At 68.9% G+C, this 16,746-nt stretch carries 15 protein-coding genes, 1 tRNA gene and 1 pseudogene; 11 read left to right on the top strand and 6 right to left on the bottom strand.

The window, feature by feature from the left end; genetic code table 11:
* The 3 genes and pseudogenes from ACNFOC_RS35455 to ACNFOC_RS35465 all read left to right on the top strand — a co-directional run.
* Positions 1-126: pseudogene (locus tag ACNFOC_RS35455) on the top strand (peptidase dimerization domain-containing protein); the annotation flags it as partial.
* Between the two features lie 175 nt (positions 127-301).
* Entirely contained in the window at positions 302-1,426 is a 1,125-nt protein-coding gene (locus ACNFOC_RS35460) for a TIGR03364 family FAD-dependent oxidoreductase (protein ID WP_416963150.1), read from the top strand.
* Between the two features lie 17 nt (positions 1,427-1,443).
* On the top strand, positions 1,444-2,154 hold the full coding sequence (locus tag ACNFOC_RS35465; protein ID WP_416963151.1) for a phosphonatase-like hydrolase: 711 nt from the start codon (positions 1,444-1,446) through the stop codon (positions 2,152-2,154).
* A 52-nt stretch (positions 2,155-2,206) separates the two neighbouring features.
* Here ACNFOC_RS35465 and ACNFOC_RS35470 read toward each other — a convergent pair whose 3' ends face one another.
* Positions 2,207-2,986: an HAD-IIA family hydrolase gene (locus ACNFOC_RS35470; RefSeq protein WP_416963152.1), complete on the bottom strand. Its 780-nt coding sequence runs from the start codon at positions 2,984-2,986 to the stop codon at positions 2,207-2,209.
* 146 nt (positions 2,987-3,132) lie between these two features.
* Between ACNFOC_RS35470 and ACNFOC_RS35475 the strand changes: the two genes are divergently transcribed.
* Positions 3,133-3,678 (top strand): hypothetical protein, encoded by a 546-nt coding sequence (locus tag ACNFOC_RS35475; protein ID WP_416963153.1) that lies wholly within the window; start codon positions 3,133-3,135, stop codon positions 3,676-3,678.
* A gap of 6 nt (positions 3,679-3,684) precedes the next feature.
* Positions 3,685-4,368: a class F sortase gene (locus ACNFOC_RS35480; RefSeq protein ID WP_416963154.1), complete on the top strand. Its 684-nt coding sequence runs from the start codon at positions 3,685-3,687 to the stop codon at positions 4,366-4,368.
* 250 nt (positions 4,369-4,618) lie between these two features.
* Here ACNFOC_RS35480 and ACNFOC_RS35485 read toward each other — a convergent pair whose 3' ends face one another.
* On the bottom strand, positions 4,619-5,362 hold the full coding sequence (locus ACNFOC_RS35485; protein ID WP_416963155.1) for an ANTAR domain-containing protein: 744 nt from the start codon (positions 5,360-5,362) through the stop codon (positions 4,619-4,621).
* Positions 5,363-5,537: 175 nt separating this feature from the next.
* Here ACNFOC_RS35485 and ACNFOC_RS35490 point away from each other — a divergent pair, with 175 nt between their 5' ends.
* Positions 5,538-6,566, top strand: a complete 1,029-nt coding sequence (locus ACNFOC_RS35490) for a glycoside hydrolase family 6 protein (RefSeq protein ID WP_416963156.1) — start codon at positions 5,538-5,540, stop codon at positions 6,564-6,566.
* 151 nt (positions 6,567-6,717) lie between these two features.
* Here ACNFOC_RS35490 and glxA read toward each other — a convergent pair whose 3' ends face one another.
* The 4 genes from glxA to ACNFOC_RS35510 form a co-directional block, all read right to left on the bottom strand.
* Entirely contained in the window at positions 6,718-8,652 is a 1,935-nt protein-coding gene (gene glxA, locus ACNFOC_RS35495) for a radical copper oxidase GlxA (RefSeq protein ID WP_416963157.1), read from the bottom strand.
* Positions 8,649-10,616: a glycosyltransferase family 2 protein gene (locus ACNFOC_RS35500; RefSeq protein ID WP_416963158.1), complete on the bottom strand. Its 1,968-nt coding sequence runs from the start codon at positions 10,614-10,616 to the stop codon at positions 8,649-8,651. Before ACNFOC_RS35500 ends, glxA begins: the two co-directional genes overlap by 4 nt.
* A gap of 315 nt (positions 10,617-10,931) precedes the next feature.
* Positions 10,932-11,645, bottom strand: a complete 714-nt coding sequence (locus ACNFOC_RS35505; RefSeq protein WP_416963159.1) for a FadR/GntR family transcriptional regulator — start codon at positions 11,643-11,645, stop codon at positions 10,932-10,934.
* Between the two features lie 87 nt (positions 11,646-11,732).
* Positions 11,733-11,806, bottom strand: a tRNA-Lys gene (locus ACNFOC_RS35510).
* A gap of 181 nt (positions 11,807-11,987) precedes the next feature.
* Between ACNFOC_RS35510 and ACNFOC_RS35515 the strand changes: the two genes are divergently transcribed.
* From ACNFOC_RS35515 to ACNFOC_RS35535, 5 genes are all read left to right on the top strand, one after another.
* Positions 11,988-13,334, top strand: coding sequence for a peptidoglycan-binding protein (locus ACNFOC_RS35515; protein WP_416963160.1), 1,347 nt, complete (start codon positions 11,988-11,990; stop codon positions 13,332-13,334).
* An 86-nt stretch (positions 13,335-13,420) separates the two neighbouring features.
* Positions 13,421-14,548 carry an SPFH domain-containing protein gene (locus ACNFOC_RS35520; protein ID WP_416963161.1) on the top strand — a complete coding sequence of 376 codons (1,128 nt, stop codon included), beginning with the start codon at positions 13,421-13,423 and terminating at the stop codon, positions 14,546-14,548.
* Between the two features lie 121 nt (positions 14,549-14,669).
* Positions 14,670-15,275, top strand: coding sequence for a lytic polysaccharide monooxygenase auxiliary activity family 9 protein (locus ACNFOC_RS35525; protein ID WP_406126066.1), 606 nt, complete (start codon positions 14,670-14,672; stop codon positions 15,273-15,275).
* 90 nt (positions 15,276-15,365) lie between these two features.
* The gene (locus ACNFOC_RS35530) at positions 15,366-15,821 is read left to right on the top strand and encodes a DUF3592 domain-containing protein (RefSeq protein ID WP_416963163.1); all 456 of its coding nucleotides are present in this window, start codon (positions 15,366-15,368) and stop codon (positions 15,819-15,821) included.
* A gap of 39 nt (positions 15,822-15,860) precedes the next feature.
* Positions 15,861-16,746, top strand: an 886-nt coding sequence (locus tag ACNFOC_RS35535) for an AMP-binding protein (protein ID WP_416963162.1), incomplete at its 3' end; no start/stop codon positions are given.

A 16,746-nucleotide genomic window follows, 5' to 3' on the forward strand; every position in this document is an offset into this window, starting at 1 on the left:
GGAGTGGCCACCAACGTCATCCCCGACGCGTGCACCCTGGTCGTCAACTTCCGCTACGCGCCCGACCGTAGCGAGGACGAGGCCGAGGCCTTCGTACGCGACTACTTCGCCGACTGCGGGGTCGACGCGGGGCGACCGCTTCTCCTTCACCACGCACCACCGCGGCTGAGAAACGCGAACACTCCACGGCCGCTTATTATCACGAATAGATAACGGGTCTAGCCCAAATGTGATGGGTCGTTCACGCTTTCGTCGGGAGCCGGACCTTTCCGGTTCCCGGATTTCGAGGAGCGTGGCCGTCGTGAGAGTGACAGTCGTCGGAGGCGGCGTGGTGGGCACCATGCACGCCTGGCAAGCAGTGGAACGCGGCCATGAGGTCGTACAGATCGAGCGCGAGGCGGAGGCTCGCGGCGCTTCGTCGCGCAACTTCGGGCAGATCTGGGTGAGCGGCCGCGCGGGCGGCGAGGAACTCGAAACCGCCCTGCGGGCAAGGGAGTTGTGGGAGGAGATCGGCGCCCGCGTGCCCGGGCTCGGCTTCCGGGCCAACGGGTCACTGACCCTCGTCCGGGGCGACCGCGAACTCGCCGTCGCCGAGGCCGCCGTGGCCCGCGAGGACTCGGCCGCCCGCGGCTACAAACTCCTCACCCCGGCCGAGGCCCGCGCCGTCAACCCCGCCCTGCGCGGCGACTTCACCGCCGCCCTCTCCTGCGAACGGGACGCGGCCGTCGAACCCCGCACCGCCCAACTCGCCCTGCGCGCCGAGCTGTCGAAGTCCCCGAACTACACCTTCCTGCCGGGCCGTGAGGTCCGCGAGGTCGTCGGCGAGCACGCGGTACGCGACGACCACGGGGAGGTGCACGCCTCCGACGCGGTCGTGCTGTGCACGGGCGCCTGGCTCGGCGGACTCGTCCGCGAACTCGCCGGACCCGAACTCCCCGTCCGCCGCGTCCGGTTGCAGATGATGCAGACCGACCCGCTCGGCGAACCGCTCACCACGTCGGTCGCCGACGCGGACAGCTTCCGCTACTACCCGGCCTACCGCGGCGAGGCCCTCGACCAACTCAACGCCGGACAACCGCAGTTGCCGACAGCCGCCGCGCACGCCATGCAACTCCTCATGGTGCAGCGCGCCGACGGCGGCCTCACCATCGGCGACACCCACGAGTACGAGCACCCCTTCGCCTTCGACACCACCGAGGACCCCTACGACCACCTCGCCGAGGTCGTCGAGTCCTTCCTCGGCCGCCCCCTCCCGAAGATCCGCCGCCGCTGGGCCGGCGTGTACGCGCAGTGCACCGACCCCACCCGCGTCGTCCACCGCCAACAGGTGCGCGGCGGCGTGTGGTTGGTCACCGGACCGGGCGGACGCGGCATGACCTGCTCCCCGGCCATCGCCGAGACCACCGCGAACGAACTGGACTGGTGAGACCTCTCATGACCCCCATGAACCCCGTGACTCCCACGAACCCCATGACCTCCATGGCCTCCATGACGCACGACATCCGTCTCGTCGTCCTCGACATGGCCGGCACCACCGTCGCCGACGGCGGTCTCGTCGAGGAGGCCTTCGCCGCTGCCGCCCGGCACATGGGCGCGGAACCCGACTCGATGCTCGACTACGTCCGCGCCACCATGGGCGAGTCCAAGATCTCCGTCTTCCGCCACCTGTTCGGCGAGGAGGGCAAGGCCCAGGACGCCAACAAGGCCTTCGAAGCGGCGTACGCCGACCTCGTCGACGGCGGCCGGGTAGCGTCCCTCCCCGGCGCCCGCGAGACCATCGAATCGCTCAAGTCCCAAGGCCGCACGGTCGTGTTGACGACCGGCTTCGCACGCACCACCCAGGACGCGATCCTGGCCGCGCTCGGCTGGCAGGACCTCGCGCACCTCACGCTGTGCCCCGCCGACGCCGGTGGCCGGGGACGCCCGTACCCGGACATGGTGCTGACCGCCTTCCTGCGTACGGCGGTTGCCGACGACGTACGGCAGATCGCCGTCGTGGGCGACACCTCGTACGACATGCTCAGCGGGGTCCGCGCGGGGGCGGGCCTGGTCGCCGGCGTCCTGACCGGCGCCCACGACGCGGACGCGCTGCGGGCGGCCGGGGCGAACCAAGTCCTCGACGGCGTCGGACAGTTGCCCGGAGTCCTCGCATGACGAACGGTATCCGTGGCGCGAGGAGAGATCCCCCTGGCCGGATCGGATCTGATCAGATCAGGTCGACCAGGTCCGCGATGGACTCCACGACCTTCGTCGGCCGGTACGGGTAACGCTCCACATCGCCCCTGGTCGTCAGCCCGGTGAGGACGAGGAAGGTCTCCATCCCGGCTTCCAGCCCGGCGAGGACGTCCGTGTCCATGCGGTCGCCGATCATGGCGCTGCTCTCCGAGTGCGCGCCGATGGTGTTCAGCGCCGACCGCATCATCAGAGGGTTCGGCTTCCCGACGAAGTAGGGCTCCTTGCCGGTCGCCTTGGTGATCAGCGCGGCCACGGAACCGGTGGCAGGCAGGGCGCCCTCGGGTGAGGGCCCGGTGTTGTCGGGGTTGGTCGCGATGAACCGGGCGCCGTCGTTGATCAGCCGGATCGCCTTGGTCAGGGCCTCGAAGGAGTAGGTCCGGGTCTCACCGAGGATCACGAAGTCGGGGTCGGAGTCGGTCAGCACGTACCCCGCGTCGTGCAGGGCCGTCGTCAGCCCGGCCTCGCCGATCACGTAGGCGGTGCCGCCGGGGTGCTGGTTGTCCAGGAACGCGGCGGTGGCCAGCGCCGAGGTCCAGATGTTCTCCACCGGCACGTCGAGGCCGATCCGGTTCAGCCGGGCGTGCAGGTCCCGCGCGGTGTAGATCGAGTTGTTGGTGAGGACCAGGAACGGACGTCCCTTCTCCCGCAGCGTCTTGATGAACGCGTCCGCGCCGGGCACCGGGACGCCCTCGTGCATCAGCACCCCGTCCATGTCGGTGAGCCACGATTCGATGGGCTTGCGCTCTGTCATGGGTGGGCACTCCTGCGGTACGCGGGCATGTGAGGTGACCATGCTATGCACCTTCCGGCGCCGTCCCCCATACGGAGCAGCGGGGCGTGGCTGAGGATGCGGCCGTCCGCTGTGAGGAGGAGTCTCCAGATATCTGGAGGTTCACGATGGGTTCACTGAAAGTCACACTCTGTGCGGGTGCCGCGGTGGTCCTCGCGGCTCTCACCCCGGCGGCGTACGCGGCGGACGGAGGCGGTGTCTCGGTGACTCCCGCCTCCCCGGCCCCCGGCGGCGACGTCGCGCTCAGGATCAGCGGCTGTACCGGTACGACGGGCACGGCGGCCTCGGCCGCGTTCGTCGCCGACGCCAGACTGGTCGGCGCGGCGGGCACCCTCGCCGGCGAGACCAAGGTCCGTACCTCGCTGGAACCGGGCAGCTACGACGTGAAGATCACCTGCGGGAGCATGACGGTGAAGGGCGCGATCAAGGTCGTAGCGGACGCGTCGCAGTCACCGTCGACGGCCCCCTCCGCCCCCGCCTCGCCCATTGCACCCGTCCACGCGGGCGGCGGCGGTACGGCGCACCTCGCGGCCGTGGACGCGCGTGCGGCCGGTCCCGGTACCGCGCACGCGGTGGTGGGCCTGTTGCTGGCCGGTGTAGCCGCGACGGCCGTGGCGCTGCGCAGCGCCCGCCGGAGTCGCAGGGCGAGCTGACCGGCCATGTTCGATCACGACCGGCCCGCCGAGCACGAGCGCTCCTCCGGCACCGGACGGCTGCTGACCGGGGTCGCCTGGGCCGTGCTGCTGCTCGGGCTGTGGCTGTGGGGGCAGGACCTGACCGACATCCGGCTGGGCATATCCGCGCCCACGACCGGTGACGTGGCGGCGGTCGGACGTCCCCCGGAGGCCGAACTCCCGCCCGCGGCAAAGCCGTTGGGGAACGCGCTGCCGCAACGCATCGACATCCCCCAACTCGCCGTACAGGCACCGGTGGTGGCCCGCGGCCTGGACACGCAGGGCGCGATCGACCCCCCGCCGTTCGACCAGGCGGGCGTGGTCGGCTGGTACGGCAGCGGAGTGCGGCCCGGGGCTGTGGGCACCGCCCTGATGGTCGGCCACGTCGACACCGAGACCCGCCCCGCCGTCTTCTACAAGCTCAGCACGCTCCGCCCGGGCGGGACGATCCGTGTGATCCGCGACGACGGCAAGGTCGCCGAGTTCACCGTCGACGACGTGCGCGTCCTGACCCGTGCCCACTTCGACGCCCAACAGGCCTACGGCACACGGCAGTCGGGCCGCGCCGAACTCCGCCTCATCACCTGTGGCGGCACCTTCGACCGCGTCGGCCGCAGCTACACGGCGAACGTGGTCGTGTCCGCCTATCTCACCGGCACCGGACTGTGACAACCGGGCCCGGCCGACGACCTGCTCCCCCCTGAAGCCGCCGACCGGGCTGGTCCTCAACCGCACGCGCACGGGCTGCGGGAGTAACCCGGCGAACGGCGCGGGAGGTCTGGAAAAACCAGTGGTGGAAGGTGTGGACTAGGCCAGGGGCTGGGGCCGTTGGAAATGACTCTAGAGCGAATGGGCGTCCGGGCCTAGAGGGCAAATAACGCCATGTCCCACAGTCGTTGCTGGCCGTCATATGCACTGGTCACAGTCGATCCACCAGTCCCCCCTCGATCACCGCCCGCGCGACCCGGTCCAACGGCAGCCGGCGCCGCCGTGCGTGCCCGCGCAGCGCGATGAACGCCTCGTCGGTACCGATCTGCCAGCGCTCGGCGAGCATCCCCTTGGCCTGCTCGATCCGCACCCGGCTCGACAGCGCCTCCTGCAACTGCCCGGCCAGGCAGCGGGATCGGGCGTACGCACGATGGTTCTCCAGCCCCAGAGCGGCGGCGTCGGCGATGCCCTGCGCCACCGACACCTCCGAACTGCCGCCGCCCGAAGCGCGGTTGGGCAGCGCCGACGCGAACACGTTGAGCGCGCCGAGCGGCGTCCCGTGCCGCCGCACCGGCACCGCGAAGGTCGCCACGACGCCGTGCCGCAGGGCCCGTTCGGTGAACTCCGGCCAGCGGGCGGCCGCATGCGCCACGCCGATCGACACCGGCGGTACGGGCCGCCCGGAGCCGTAACTCTCCATACAGGGACCGGAGTTGTGCTGCGCCGCCAGCAGATCGAGAGCCGACTCCTCCCGCCCACCGCACCTGCTCCCGGCCAGCGACACCGCCTCACCGCCGTCGATCAGCACGATCCCGGCGGCCCAGGCGGACAGCAGCTCCACACAGCGATCGGCCAGCCGCCGCAGATAGTCCTCGGTGTCGAAGTCCTCGGTCAGGGTGTCGGCGGCCTCCACCAGCGCCGCGGCGAGCCGGTCCTCCCAGGTCGTGTGGTCCATGACGGCCGCCTCCCCCTGCCCCGCGACCGAGCCCGCCGGACAGCCCTTAGGTCGCCCATCTACCCCGGGGGACGGAGGTGTAACAGCCGGACGACAACACCCGGGCGTTCTCGTGGGCGGCACGCCACGTATGTCACGATTGAGCCTTGGATCGGTACAGCCAAGGGGGAGTTGGATGTACGGCAGCCAGGGGACCCCGGTCTCCTACGGCACACGGACGTCGGCGCTGATCCTGGGGGCGGCACTGCTGATGGCGGGATGCTCCTCCTCCGGAGACGGGGACAAGAAACCCGACGTGAACGCGGAGATCAGCCAACAGCCCGATGGGGCGGACCCGATCTGGGTCAACCCGGACACCAACGCGGCCCGGCAGCTGGCCACTTACGTCAAGGCGGGCAGGACGGCCGACGCCGAACAGATCCGGAAGATCGCCGAGCAGCCGACCGGCGAGTGGATCGGCGCGGAGAACCCGAAGGCGGAGGCCCAGGGCTTCACCGAGGCCGCCGACCGGGCCGGCCGCACCGCGCTCCTGGTCCTCTACAACATCCCGCACCGCGACTGCGGCCAGTACTCCCAGGGCGGCGCGGGCGACGGTGACGCCTACCGCGCGTGGATCGACGCGGTGGCCGAGGGCATCGAGACCCGCGCGGCGACGGTGATCCTGGAACCGGACGCGCTCCTGCACCTGGTGGACGGCTGCACCCCCGCCGAATTCCAGGCCGAGCGCTACGACCTCCTCGACTACGCGATCACCAAGCTCAAGTCCCTCAAGAACACAAAGGTCTACCTGGACGCCGGAAACGCGGGCTGGGGCCACCCCGACGAGATCTACCAGCCCCTCGAACGCGCAGGCATCACCAAGGCCGACGGCTTCGCGGTGAACGTCTCCAACTTCTACTCCACCCAGGACTCCCTCGCCTACGGCAAACAACTCTCGGCCAAGACCGCCGACAAACACTTCGTCATCGACACCAGCCGCAACGGCAACGGACCGTATACGGCTGGCGACACAGACGAGAACTGGTGCAACCCCCCGGGCAGGGCCCTCGGCGAAACCCCGACCACAAAGACAGCAGACTCCTTGGTGGACGCCTACTTGTGGATCAAACGCCCGGGCGAGTCGGACGGCGAGTGCAAGGGCGGCCCGAAGGCAGGCGAGTGGTGGGCGAGTTACGCACTGAAGCTGGCCAAGTCTTCCAACTAGCGCTCAGTCCCACGCCCTGTTTTTAGGGGCGCGGGACTGTATCGATTTGCGGCTCCGCCGCGCGGGCGCGACCAGCCGCAACGCCCCTGTTTTTAGGGGCGCGGGGAACTGCGCGACCAGCCCCCACGCACCCGCAGCCAAATAACAACCCCTACGGCACCTTCACCCACACCGCCTTACTGGGCGTCCCCTGATCGTCATCCACAAACAGCATGTACCACCCCGACTGCACCAGGTCCCGATCCTCCGGCACAGTCACCGTGATCTTGTTCCCAGCCGTCTTGAAGTCCAACGCAACAGACCGCTGATCAACATCCGTGACATGCGTGGACGCGCTCGGCCGAATCAACCGCACCTTCTTGATCGAAGAAGCATGCGCCGAGCTGAACGTCCCCGACGAACCCCGAGCAATGGACTCCGGACCCCCGGAAATATCCGGCCGAGAATCCCGGTAGAGATACGGCGGCGTATAGATCTCGATCCGCTGCTCAAAAACCCCCGGCTTCGTGTTCGCCTTGTCCGCGTACAACGGATTGGACCCGAAGAACATCACCCGCCCGTCCGGCAACAGGATCGACCCGGAGTGATAGTTCCGCCCGACCAGCGGATCGGCGACCTTCTCGAAACTGTTCGTATCCGGGTGATACAGCCGAGCCTGAAGGATGTCCGACTCACCACGCCCCCGATAATCCCCGGACCCACCCGAAACCAGCACCGTGTCATCGGGCAGGATCGAGGTCTGCGGATACCGGGTCCCCTTCTCCAACGAGGGCCCGTCCACGAACTTGGGATCGGCGTCCTTCAGATCGACGAGCCGCGTCTTGTTGGTGGACAACTTCGACTCACCAACACCCCCACCCCCGATCACCATGTACTTCTCGTCCTGAGCCGGAGGCAACAGCACAGTCGCCGAGGTCTCCAGCATGTTCGGATCACTGAGCCCCGGCACCTTGGTGAACGAGTTCGTGCCGACGTCCCAGATCCCAGGATCACGCCCCACGTCGTCCGGCCCGTACCCCGCATTGGACCCCGAGTAGAACAACTTCCCGTTCTCCATCAGGAACAACGCCGGATACGTGGGGAACTGCCGCTTCGTCTTCGTGTACGTCCACTTCTTGGTCGCCGGATCGAAGACCTCGTTCTTCCCCGGCACCAACTGCCCGATGTCATCGAGCCCGGAAACACTGAGCACCTTGCCGTCCGACAGAGTAGTGAGCGTCGGATACCACCGAGCCTCCTTCATCGGATCGACCTTGATGTACTTCTCGGCGACCGGATCGAACTCGTACGCGTTCTTGATCCCCTCGAAGTCCCGCTTGTCGAGCCCGAACTTGTTCCCGATGCCATACGTGTTGCGTTCGTCGGCGCCGGTCAGCCCCTGGATCCGGTAATTGTCCTGGGTCCCGGTCTCGTACGTGGTGCCCTCTTTCGGCGCCTCGACGACGACCCGGGCGTAACCGGGGTTGTTCCGCAGGAACTTGCCGGTCTTCTTGTCGAACACCTTGGTCGCGCGCGGGATCAGCACCGAGTCCGTAGAGACGAACGACTTGCCGTTCGCCTTACCCGTGAACCTCGTCCCCTGAGGCAACGTCATCGGCTTGTCGGGATTCTCGTTGTAGAGAATCATGACCCCGCCGGCTTTCTTGACGTCACCCTTGAGCTTCTCGTACTTCTGGGTGCCGCCCGCGATGAGGATGTTCCCGTTGGCGAGTTGGGTGTGCCCGGTGCAGAACAGGTCGGCAGGAGTCGGGACCTTCTTGATGGTCTCCTTCACGGGATCCCAGATCCGCGACTCGAACTTCTTCGCGTTGAAGTTGTCCTGGTTGTTGCCCGAGCCCGCGACGAGCAGCACCTTCCCGGTGTGCAGAAGCACCGCGTGAATGGTGTCCTGCCGGTACTCCTCGGGGAACTGGACGATGTCCCAATGCCCGTTGTCGGCTTTGTACTCGGGCTTGTCGATGACGTACTGGTGGTATCTCTCGGTCCCGAATCTGTACAGCCAGGGCCCGTTCATCCCGGCCAGGGCGAGTACGACCACCGTGCTGATCGCGAGTCGACGGGCACGGCGCCGGCCGGCTTCCTTCATTCCTTACGACCCCCCGGTCCACCGAGCGCGATCTGCATGGTCTGCTCGCCACCGCCGCCGGTCGAGCCCGTGGTCGAGGCCACCCAACTCGGCCGCTGCTGCGGGGTATGCGGCACATGCGACGCCGGCGGAACGGCGTCCTGCGGCTCGACCGGGACGACGGGCGACGGCTGCTTCTTCTCCTGCCGCAGCATGTACCGCCACGCCAGGATCGGCGACGCGGTGATCAGCAGGGCGACCGTGGCCCAGGTGATCATCGCCGGGTGGGAGTGCCCGTTCTCGAACCCGGCCATCAGCGACCCGGCGAAGATCAGGATGAAGAACCAGTGCACCCGAAACGTCCCGAACAGCGTGTCCGGGCTCGCCGAATCACCCTTGGGCGTGACCACGAACCTGCTCTTGCGCCGCAGCACGGCGTCCAGCATCGAGCGGGCGTATATCGGCGCCGACAGCGCCGACATCACCATGCCCGCGACCCCGCCCGACCCCTCCGGCTCGTGCGGCGAGACGTTGTGCCGCCGGTTCCAGATGTACAGGCCGATCTGTAGCGCGGACGCGTTGCCGTAGAGCATCAGCCAGACCGTCGGGTCGATGTTCACGCCCGAGGCGCCCAGGCCCAGGAACAGGGTGCAACTCAGCGCCGCCAGGATCCAGTTGAGGGCCGACATCGGGTAGAAGATGATCATCATCGTGTAGTTGAAGAGCTTGCCCGGAGGCATCGAGAAGAAGCCCTTCCAGTACTGCTTGAGGATCGTCTCGTACGTCCCCCGCGACCACCGGAGCTGCTGCGTGAAGAAGTCCGTCCAGGCGCTGGGCCCTTCACCGACCGCGAGCACGTCCGGCGTGTAGACCGACTTCCACTTCTTCCCGGTCGCCGGATTCTTGGCCCGGTGCATCTCGAATCCCGTGGCCATGTCCTCCGTGATCGAGTCGTACAGCCCGCCGATCTGCCGAAGTGCCTTGATCCGTACGGCGTTTGACGTGCCGACGAACATCGGCGAGCCGTAGCGGTTGCCGGCGCGCTGGATCAGGGCGTGGAAGAGGAACTGCTGCGACTCGGCGGCCTTGGTGACCGGGCCCTCGTAATTGCCGTACACCTGGGGGCCGATGACGAATCCGACGTCCGGGTCGCGGAAGAAACCCAGCATCCGCTCCAGGTAGTTGGGCAGCGGCACGTGGTCGGTGTCGACGGAGGCGAAGAAGTCGTACGCGTCGCCGTGCGCATCGAGCCAGGCGTTGTAGTTGCCGTGCTTGGTCTTCGCGCGGTGCGCGCCCTTGGGCCGGTTCCACTTCTCGACCCCTTTGCGGGTGAAGTGGCGTACGCCGAGCCGCCCGCAGACGGCCTTGACCTCGGGGTCGTCGCCCTCGTCCAGCAGCCACACGTGCAACAGGCCCCGGTGGCGCAGCCGTACGGCCGCTTCCAGGGTCTTGGTGACCATCTCCAGGGGTTCCTTGCCGGGCACGAACGTCGTGATGAACGCGACGCGTGTGCCGGTCTCGGGCACCACCGGGACCGGGTCGCGGGCGACCAGCGTGGCGTGCGCGTTGGACAGCACGTTCATGCAGCGGAAGAACTCGATCAGACCGATCGCGACCAGCATCACGATGTCCAGCGCGGGCAGGAAGTCGTAGGCGGGATAGTCGCGTTGGGTCCAGTGCTCGGGCTGCATCAGCCAGCCGAGCAGGATCAGGGACAGCAGCGGCGCCGCGCTCAGCATGAGCGCGGCGCGCACGCGGTGTGTCTCCTGCGACAGCAGCGACCGGTACTGGACCTTGTACGGCTTGCCCGGTTCGGGCTGCGTGAGGGGTCCCGCCAGGCGGCTGTAGTGCTCGTAGTCGTATCTCGGAAGTGCGCTCTTGATCCGGCGGAAACTTCCGGTCCGGTGTCCCGGGACTCTGAGTTCGGTGGTTTGTGTTGGTGACGGGTCGAGGTTGTGCCGGGCGCCCGTCGGCGTCGACGTCATGAGTCATCCCCCCACACGCAAAAGCGCGCGTGTCTGCTTGTCTCGGCCGCCCGCCGGCGTCCCCCTCGACCCTCGACGGGCGTGTCAGTGGTGCCACAGTCACCACACAGTCCGCTCACAGAGATGTGCGACTGCGACCGTCCGGTTGCGAGATGCCCCCTCCGACATCTGTTCCCTGGGCGGGGCCCCTCCTCCCCGCGAAACCGCGCAACCGGTTCCGTACCCCCTCAACTGCCGCGTACCGGCAGTATCTTCAAAACCAGGGTTCTACGGTGCTCAGCTTGATCGCAAGACACGAAACGTGGTGTTTACCGGTCATACGCGTTCATTGGGGTGTGTGTGGGGATCATGTGGAGCGGTTGTGGACAGTCTTGTGCGCACGTTGTCGAAGTGTTCTCTTATGGCGCTCTCGGCACGTTTCGCATCCCCGGACCGGACCGCGTCGAGAATCTCCCGGTGCTGGCGGCAGGTGACCCCGGGGTCCTGCGGGCCGGCCGCGAGATCGGTGTGGACGCGGTGGAAGGCGTCCCAGAACGCCTCCAGGACCTCGCTCAGCAGCGCGTTGTCCAACCCCCGGTACAGGGTGGCGTGAAAGGCGCGGTCGGTGGCCGCGAGCCCGACTCCTTCGGCGGCCTCCCGCTCCATCTGCCGTACCAGCGAGTCCAGTTCGGCGAGATCCCGCTCGGGCAGCCGCCCCGCGAGCCGGGCGACGAGCCCCGACTCCACCGCCTCCCGCAGTTCGAGCAACTGGAGCAGGCTGTCCTCGCCGCGGTAGTGCCCGACGGCGGTACGGAACGCGAGCCCCTCGACCATCGGCGCGAGCGACATCGGGCCGACGTACGTCCCGAAGCCGTGCCGGATCTCGACGATCCCCATCGCCTGTAGCGCCTTGAGCGCCTCGCGCACCGAGTTCCGGCTCGCACCGAGAAACACCATCAGCTCGGGCTCGGTCGGCAGCGGGGCCCCGGAGGACAGCCGACGGTCGAGGATGAGCTTCTTGATCCGCTCCTGAAGGTCACGGGCTGTCATGGCCAGAGGGTATCCGGCCAAACGGGGGGAGACCTGTGTTCCGCCCATGCGAAAGGCCCCCCGCGATGCGGAGGGCCTTGCTGTCTGTGCGCCGCCAGGGACTCGAACCCCGGACCCGCTGATTAAGAGTCAGCTGCTCTAACCAACTGAGCTAGCGGCGCGCGTGTTGACCTGCACAACTCTACCGGATGCGTAGGGGTGCTCCCGACCACCCCCGGACAGGCCCGGGCGGGGGCCCTGTACATCATTCGGACCGTCAACATGCGAGTCCGGAAGACAGTTGAGAAACTGGCGGATGTGCACGAGCGCGGATATTTCCACCTGGAGTGTGAGGGGCATCGCATGGAGACTCCGGTATTCGAGGAATTCGATCCCGCGAGCGATTGCGACTGCCCCGGATGCGTTCAGCGGCGGCGCGTCCTGGCGCATTCCCCGACCGGCCCGACCGGCGCCGGGCCCGCCGCCCAGCGGGCCCTCTTCGTGGCGGCCGCCGCGTCCGCCGCCCTCGCCGCCGGGCACGCCGTACCGGCCGCAGCCGCTCCCCACGCCCCGGCCCGACCCGGCGTTCCCGCAGCTGACACGGGTGACGAGCCCGCCACCCCGCAGGGGAGCAAGGCCCCGCTGCACGGCCCGAGCGGGAAACCGGCGAAGCCGGCCGGTGCGGTCAAGGCGCCCACGGCCACCCGCGCGGAGATCATCAACCGGGCCAAGACATGGATCGCGGCGCAGGTGCCGTACAGCATGAACGCGTACTGGTCGGACGGTTACCGGCAGGACTGCTCGGGGTTCGTCTCGATGGCCTGGGGGCTGCCGGGGAACGAATGGACCGGAAGTCTCGACCAGTACGGGGTGCGTATTTCCAAGGACGAACTGGAGCCCGGCGACATTCTCCTGTTCCACAATCTCGCGAACCCCGAGAAAGGCTCGCACGTCGTCATTTTCGGCGGCTGGACCGACTACACGCACACCTACTACATCGCCCTGGAGGAGACCCCCTCGCACGCCCGCCGCCAGTCCACCCCGTACGCGTACTGGAGCCACTCGGACAGCTATGTGCCCTACCGCTACAAGGGCGTGACGGGCGGTACGGAAGGGGTGACCCCGGTGGTTCCGGTGACCCCGGTGGACGCGGGCAAGGCGAACACGCCGTACCCGGGAGCGTCGTCTTTCGGCCCCGGCGCCAACAACAAGTACGTCACCCAGCTCGGCACGATGCTCGTCGCCCGGGGCGCCGGCTCGTACTACACCTCGGGTCCGGGGCCGCGCTGGTCGGACGCGGACCGGCGGGCCACCCAGGCGTTCCAGCGGGCCCAGGGCTGGACCGGCGCGGACGCCGACGGCCTGCCCGGCCCGCAGACCTGGCAACTGCTCGTCACCGGCAAGGGCAAGAACGTCGGCGGCACGGCGGCCGTGGGAGCGGCGGGCCCGCCCGCCCCCGCCTCGCACGGCGTCCCCGGCTATCCGGGCCGGGCCATGTTCCGCCCCGGCGCGACCAACAAGTACGTCACCCAGCTCGGAAAGCAGCTGGTGAAGAAGGGATTCGGCAAGTACTACACGACCGGCCCGGGACCGCGCTGGGGCGAGCCGGACCGGCGCAACGTCGAGGCCTTCCAGCGCGCCCAGGGCTGGCGGGGCGGCGCGGCGGACGGCTACCCGGGCCCGGAGACCTGGCGCCGCCTCTTCTCGTGAGCACGCTCATCACCTCGTATCCACGCTCATCACCCCACTCATCCCCACCCGTTGTGACGCATCTGGCGCGGAGGCTGGAGGCACCTATGAGTACGACGACCACTTCACAGACGCCCGAGAACGAGGGGCCGCCCGAGGGACAGACCCGTCCCGCGCGGCTCATCCAGAACGAGGCGACCACCGAGATCCCCGTCCACCTGCTGTTCCGCGACGACCCCGACCCGGTCTCGGTGCCGCTCAGACCCGCCGTCGTCGCGCGTCGGCAGGGCACCGGCGAGCAGCCCCGCTTCCGCCGCCCGGTCCCGGCCAAGCCGCGCCCGGCACCGGAGGTCGACCCCGACCTGGCGGAGCGCCCCGCGCGGGTCCTGCCGGGGGCGGCGGGCGTGCTCGCCGGTTCCTGCGGCCTGGCCGGCTGCCTCGCCGCCTCGTGGTGGGCGGGCGTCCTGCCCCCGCTCGCCACGGAGGCGCTACGGCTGCCGTTCTACGCCGGTGCCGGACTCGGTCCCGCGCAGTGGGCCGCGTACGCCGGGGCCGGCGCGCTCGGGCTGTTCGGGTTCGGGGGTCTGGCCCGGGGCCGTACCGGACGGGCCTGGGTGCTCGGCCTGTTCGGCCGCTACCGGGGGACGGTCCGGCGCACCGGGCTGATGTGGGTCAACCCGTTGCTGCTGCGCCGCCGCGTCGACGTACGGCTGCGGCACTGGCGCAGCGAGCCGATGCCGGGGGCCGACGCGAACGGGGTCGCGCTGCGGGTCGTGACGCTCGTGGTGTGGCGGGTGCGGGACACCGCGAGGGCCACGCTCGGGGTCGAGGACCACGAGACGTATCTGCGCGAGTGCGTGGAGGCGGCGCTGGCCCGGGTGCCGGTGGAGCCGCCGGGCGGGGGCGGGAAGGGCGCGGCCGATCTGGCCGTCGACGCGCTGACCCGGCTGGTCGCGGCGGACTCGGCGCCGGTCGGCATCGAGGTGTTCTCGGTGCGGCCGGTCCGCGTGGAGTACGCCCCGGAGGTCGCCGCGGCGATGACCCGCCGCCGTATCGCCACGCTGGACGCGCAGCAGCGGGCGACGATGCTCACGTCGGTGGTCGACTCCGTGGAGGACACGGTGACGCGGCTGACCATGCGGGGGCTTGTGGAGCTGGACGACTACGAACGCAAGGTGCTGGTGAAGGACTTGACGGTCGCGTTCTGCTCGGGACGGGGAGAAGCGGCGCCGTGACGGAGCCGGAGACGGACACGGCTTTTGGTATGGACACAGTCAAGTAGGGGCAATAATCTGGGACTTGGTCTAGACCTGCACGGCTCACGGAACTCCCCACACGTTCTCCAGGAGCGGCAGCATGCGCAAAAAGACCAAGTGGTACGCGGGCGTGCTCGGGCTCACCACGGCCGGGGCCATCGTGCTCTCGTCCGGGGCCGCGAGCAGCCACGGCTACACCGACCTCCCCATCAGCAGGCAGAAGCTCTGTGCCAACGGCACGGTGACGAACTGCGGTGACATCCAGTACGAGCCGCAGAGCGTCGAGGGCCTCAAGGGCTTCCCGGCGGCCGGCCCCGCCGACGGCCAGATCTGCAACGGCGGGCTCAGCCGCTTCAGCCAGCTCAGCGCACCGAAGACCCCGTCCGGCGCCGCGTGGCCGACGACAAAGGTGACGGGTGGTCAGTCGTACACGTTCCGCTGGCAGTTCACGGCCATGCACGCGACGACGGACTTCAAGTACTACGCCACGAAGCAGGGCTGGAACCAGAACCACGCCCTGTCCCGCTCGGACCTCAACACCACCCCGTTCCTCACCGTCCCCTACAACAACCAGCGCCCCCCGTCCACCATCTCCCACAGCGGCACGCTCCCGTCCGGTCTCTCCGGTCACCACGTGATCGTCGCGGTGTGGACGGTCGCGGACACGACCAACGCGTTCTACGCCTGCTCGGACGTCACGTTCTGACGCTGAGGTTCTGAGCATTGCTTGAGGCAGTCCGGCATCCCCCGGGGGTAGGTTCCCTCCACCAAGTGGTACTTGACCTCGGGGGACACCATGGAAGCGCTGTTCTACATCGCGCCGCTGCTCATCATCGCCATCGTGGCGCTCGGCGCGACCGGCGTGATCCGCCGCTCGCGCCAGGTCGGCAGCGCCTGGAGCAGCGGGCTCACGGCCGAGGCCCGCTGCCTGCGGACGTACACGACGACCAGCGGCGGCGCCGGGGACACCATGGTGTCGACGACGCTGCACCACGTCTACGAGTTCACGACGCGCGAGGGCCGTACGGTCAGGTTCGAGGAGGGGAACGGGCCGGGGACGACCCTGGAGGGCGACATCGTCACCGTGTACTACGCGGCCGACCACCCCGAGCGGGCCACCGCCCACGCCCCGTCCCGGGGAAGGCTCGCGGTGGGCACGGGCTGCGCGTTGGTGTTCTTCGGTGTGATCGTCGTCTTCTGTGTCGTCTTCATGCTCGTGTCCCACGAGATCTTCGACTTCATGGGTTCGTAGTCTCCATATCTGACGGTACGTCAACTACCCTGCGCCCCCATGGAGTCCAGGAGGCATACCGTCGCGGAACTCGTGCAGGCACGGTGGGACGACCACCGCCCGGGCCTGTGGTGCGGGCAACAGGTGCTCACCCATCACGAGTTGGCGGCCGGCGCCGCGGCCAGGGCGGCACTCCTCAGGGACCTGCTGCCGACCGGCGCCGCACCCCATGTGGGCGTGCTGCTCGACAACACCCCTGAATATCCCCTGTGGTTGAGCGCGGCGGCCCTCGCGGGCGCGGCCGTCGCCGGTATCAACCCCACCCGCCGCGGCCCCGAACTGGCCCGCGACATCCTGCACACCGAGTGCCGCGTCCTCATCACCGAGCACACCCACCTCCCCCTCCTCGACGACCTCCAACTCCCCGGCGTGCGGATCCTGGTGACGGACACTCAGGCCTACGGCGACCTGCTCGCCCCGTACGCGGACGCGCGCCCCTCCGCCTTCTCCCACGCCACCCCCGACGACCGCATCCTGCTCTACTTCACCTCCGGTTCCACCGGCGCCCCGAAGGCCGCGATCTGCACCCAGGGCCGACTGGCCGCCGCCGGACGCTCGTTGGCCGACAGCTTCGGGGTCCGTCCGTCCGACGTGCACTACATCTGCATGCCGATGTTCCACGGCAACGCGGTGATCGCCGACTGGGCACCGGCGTTGGCGGCCGGGGCGGGGGTGGCGCTGCGGCGACGGTTCTCGGCGTCACGGTTCCTGGACGACGTACGGACGTACGGGGCCACGTACTTCACCTATGTCGGCCGTGCCGTGCAGTACGTCCTGGCCACCGAGGAGCGTGCCGACGACCGGGACAACCCACTGCGCGTGGGCTTCGGCACGGAGGCGGGGGCGGTGGACGCGGCGGCGTTCGAGCGGCGGTTCGGGGTGCGGC

This window comes from Streptomyces colwelliae (genome assembly GCF_048158785.1).
In the GTDB taxonomy this organism is placed as follows: Bacteria; Actinomycetota; Actinomycetes; order Streptomycetales; family Streptomycetaceae; genus Streptomyces.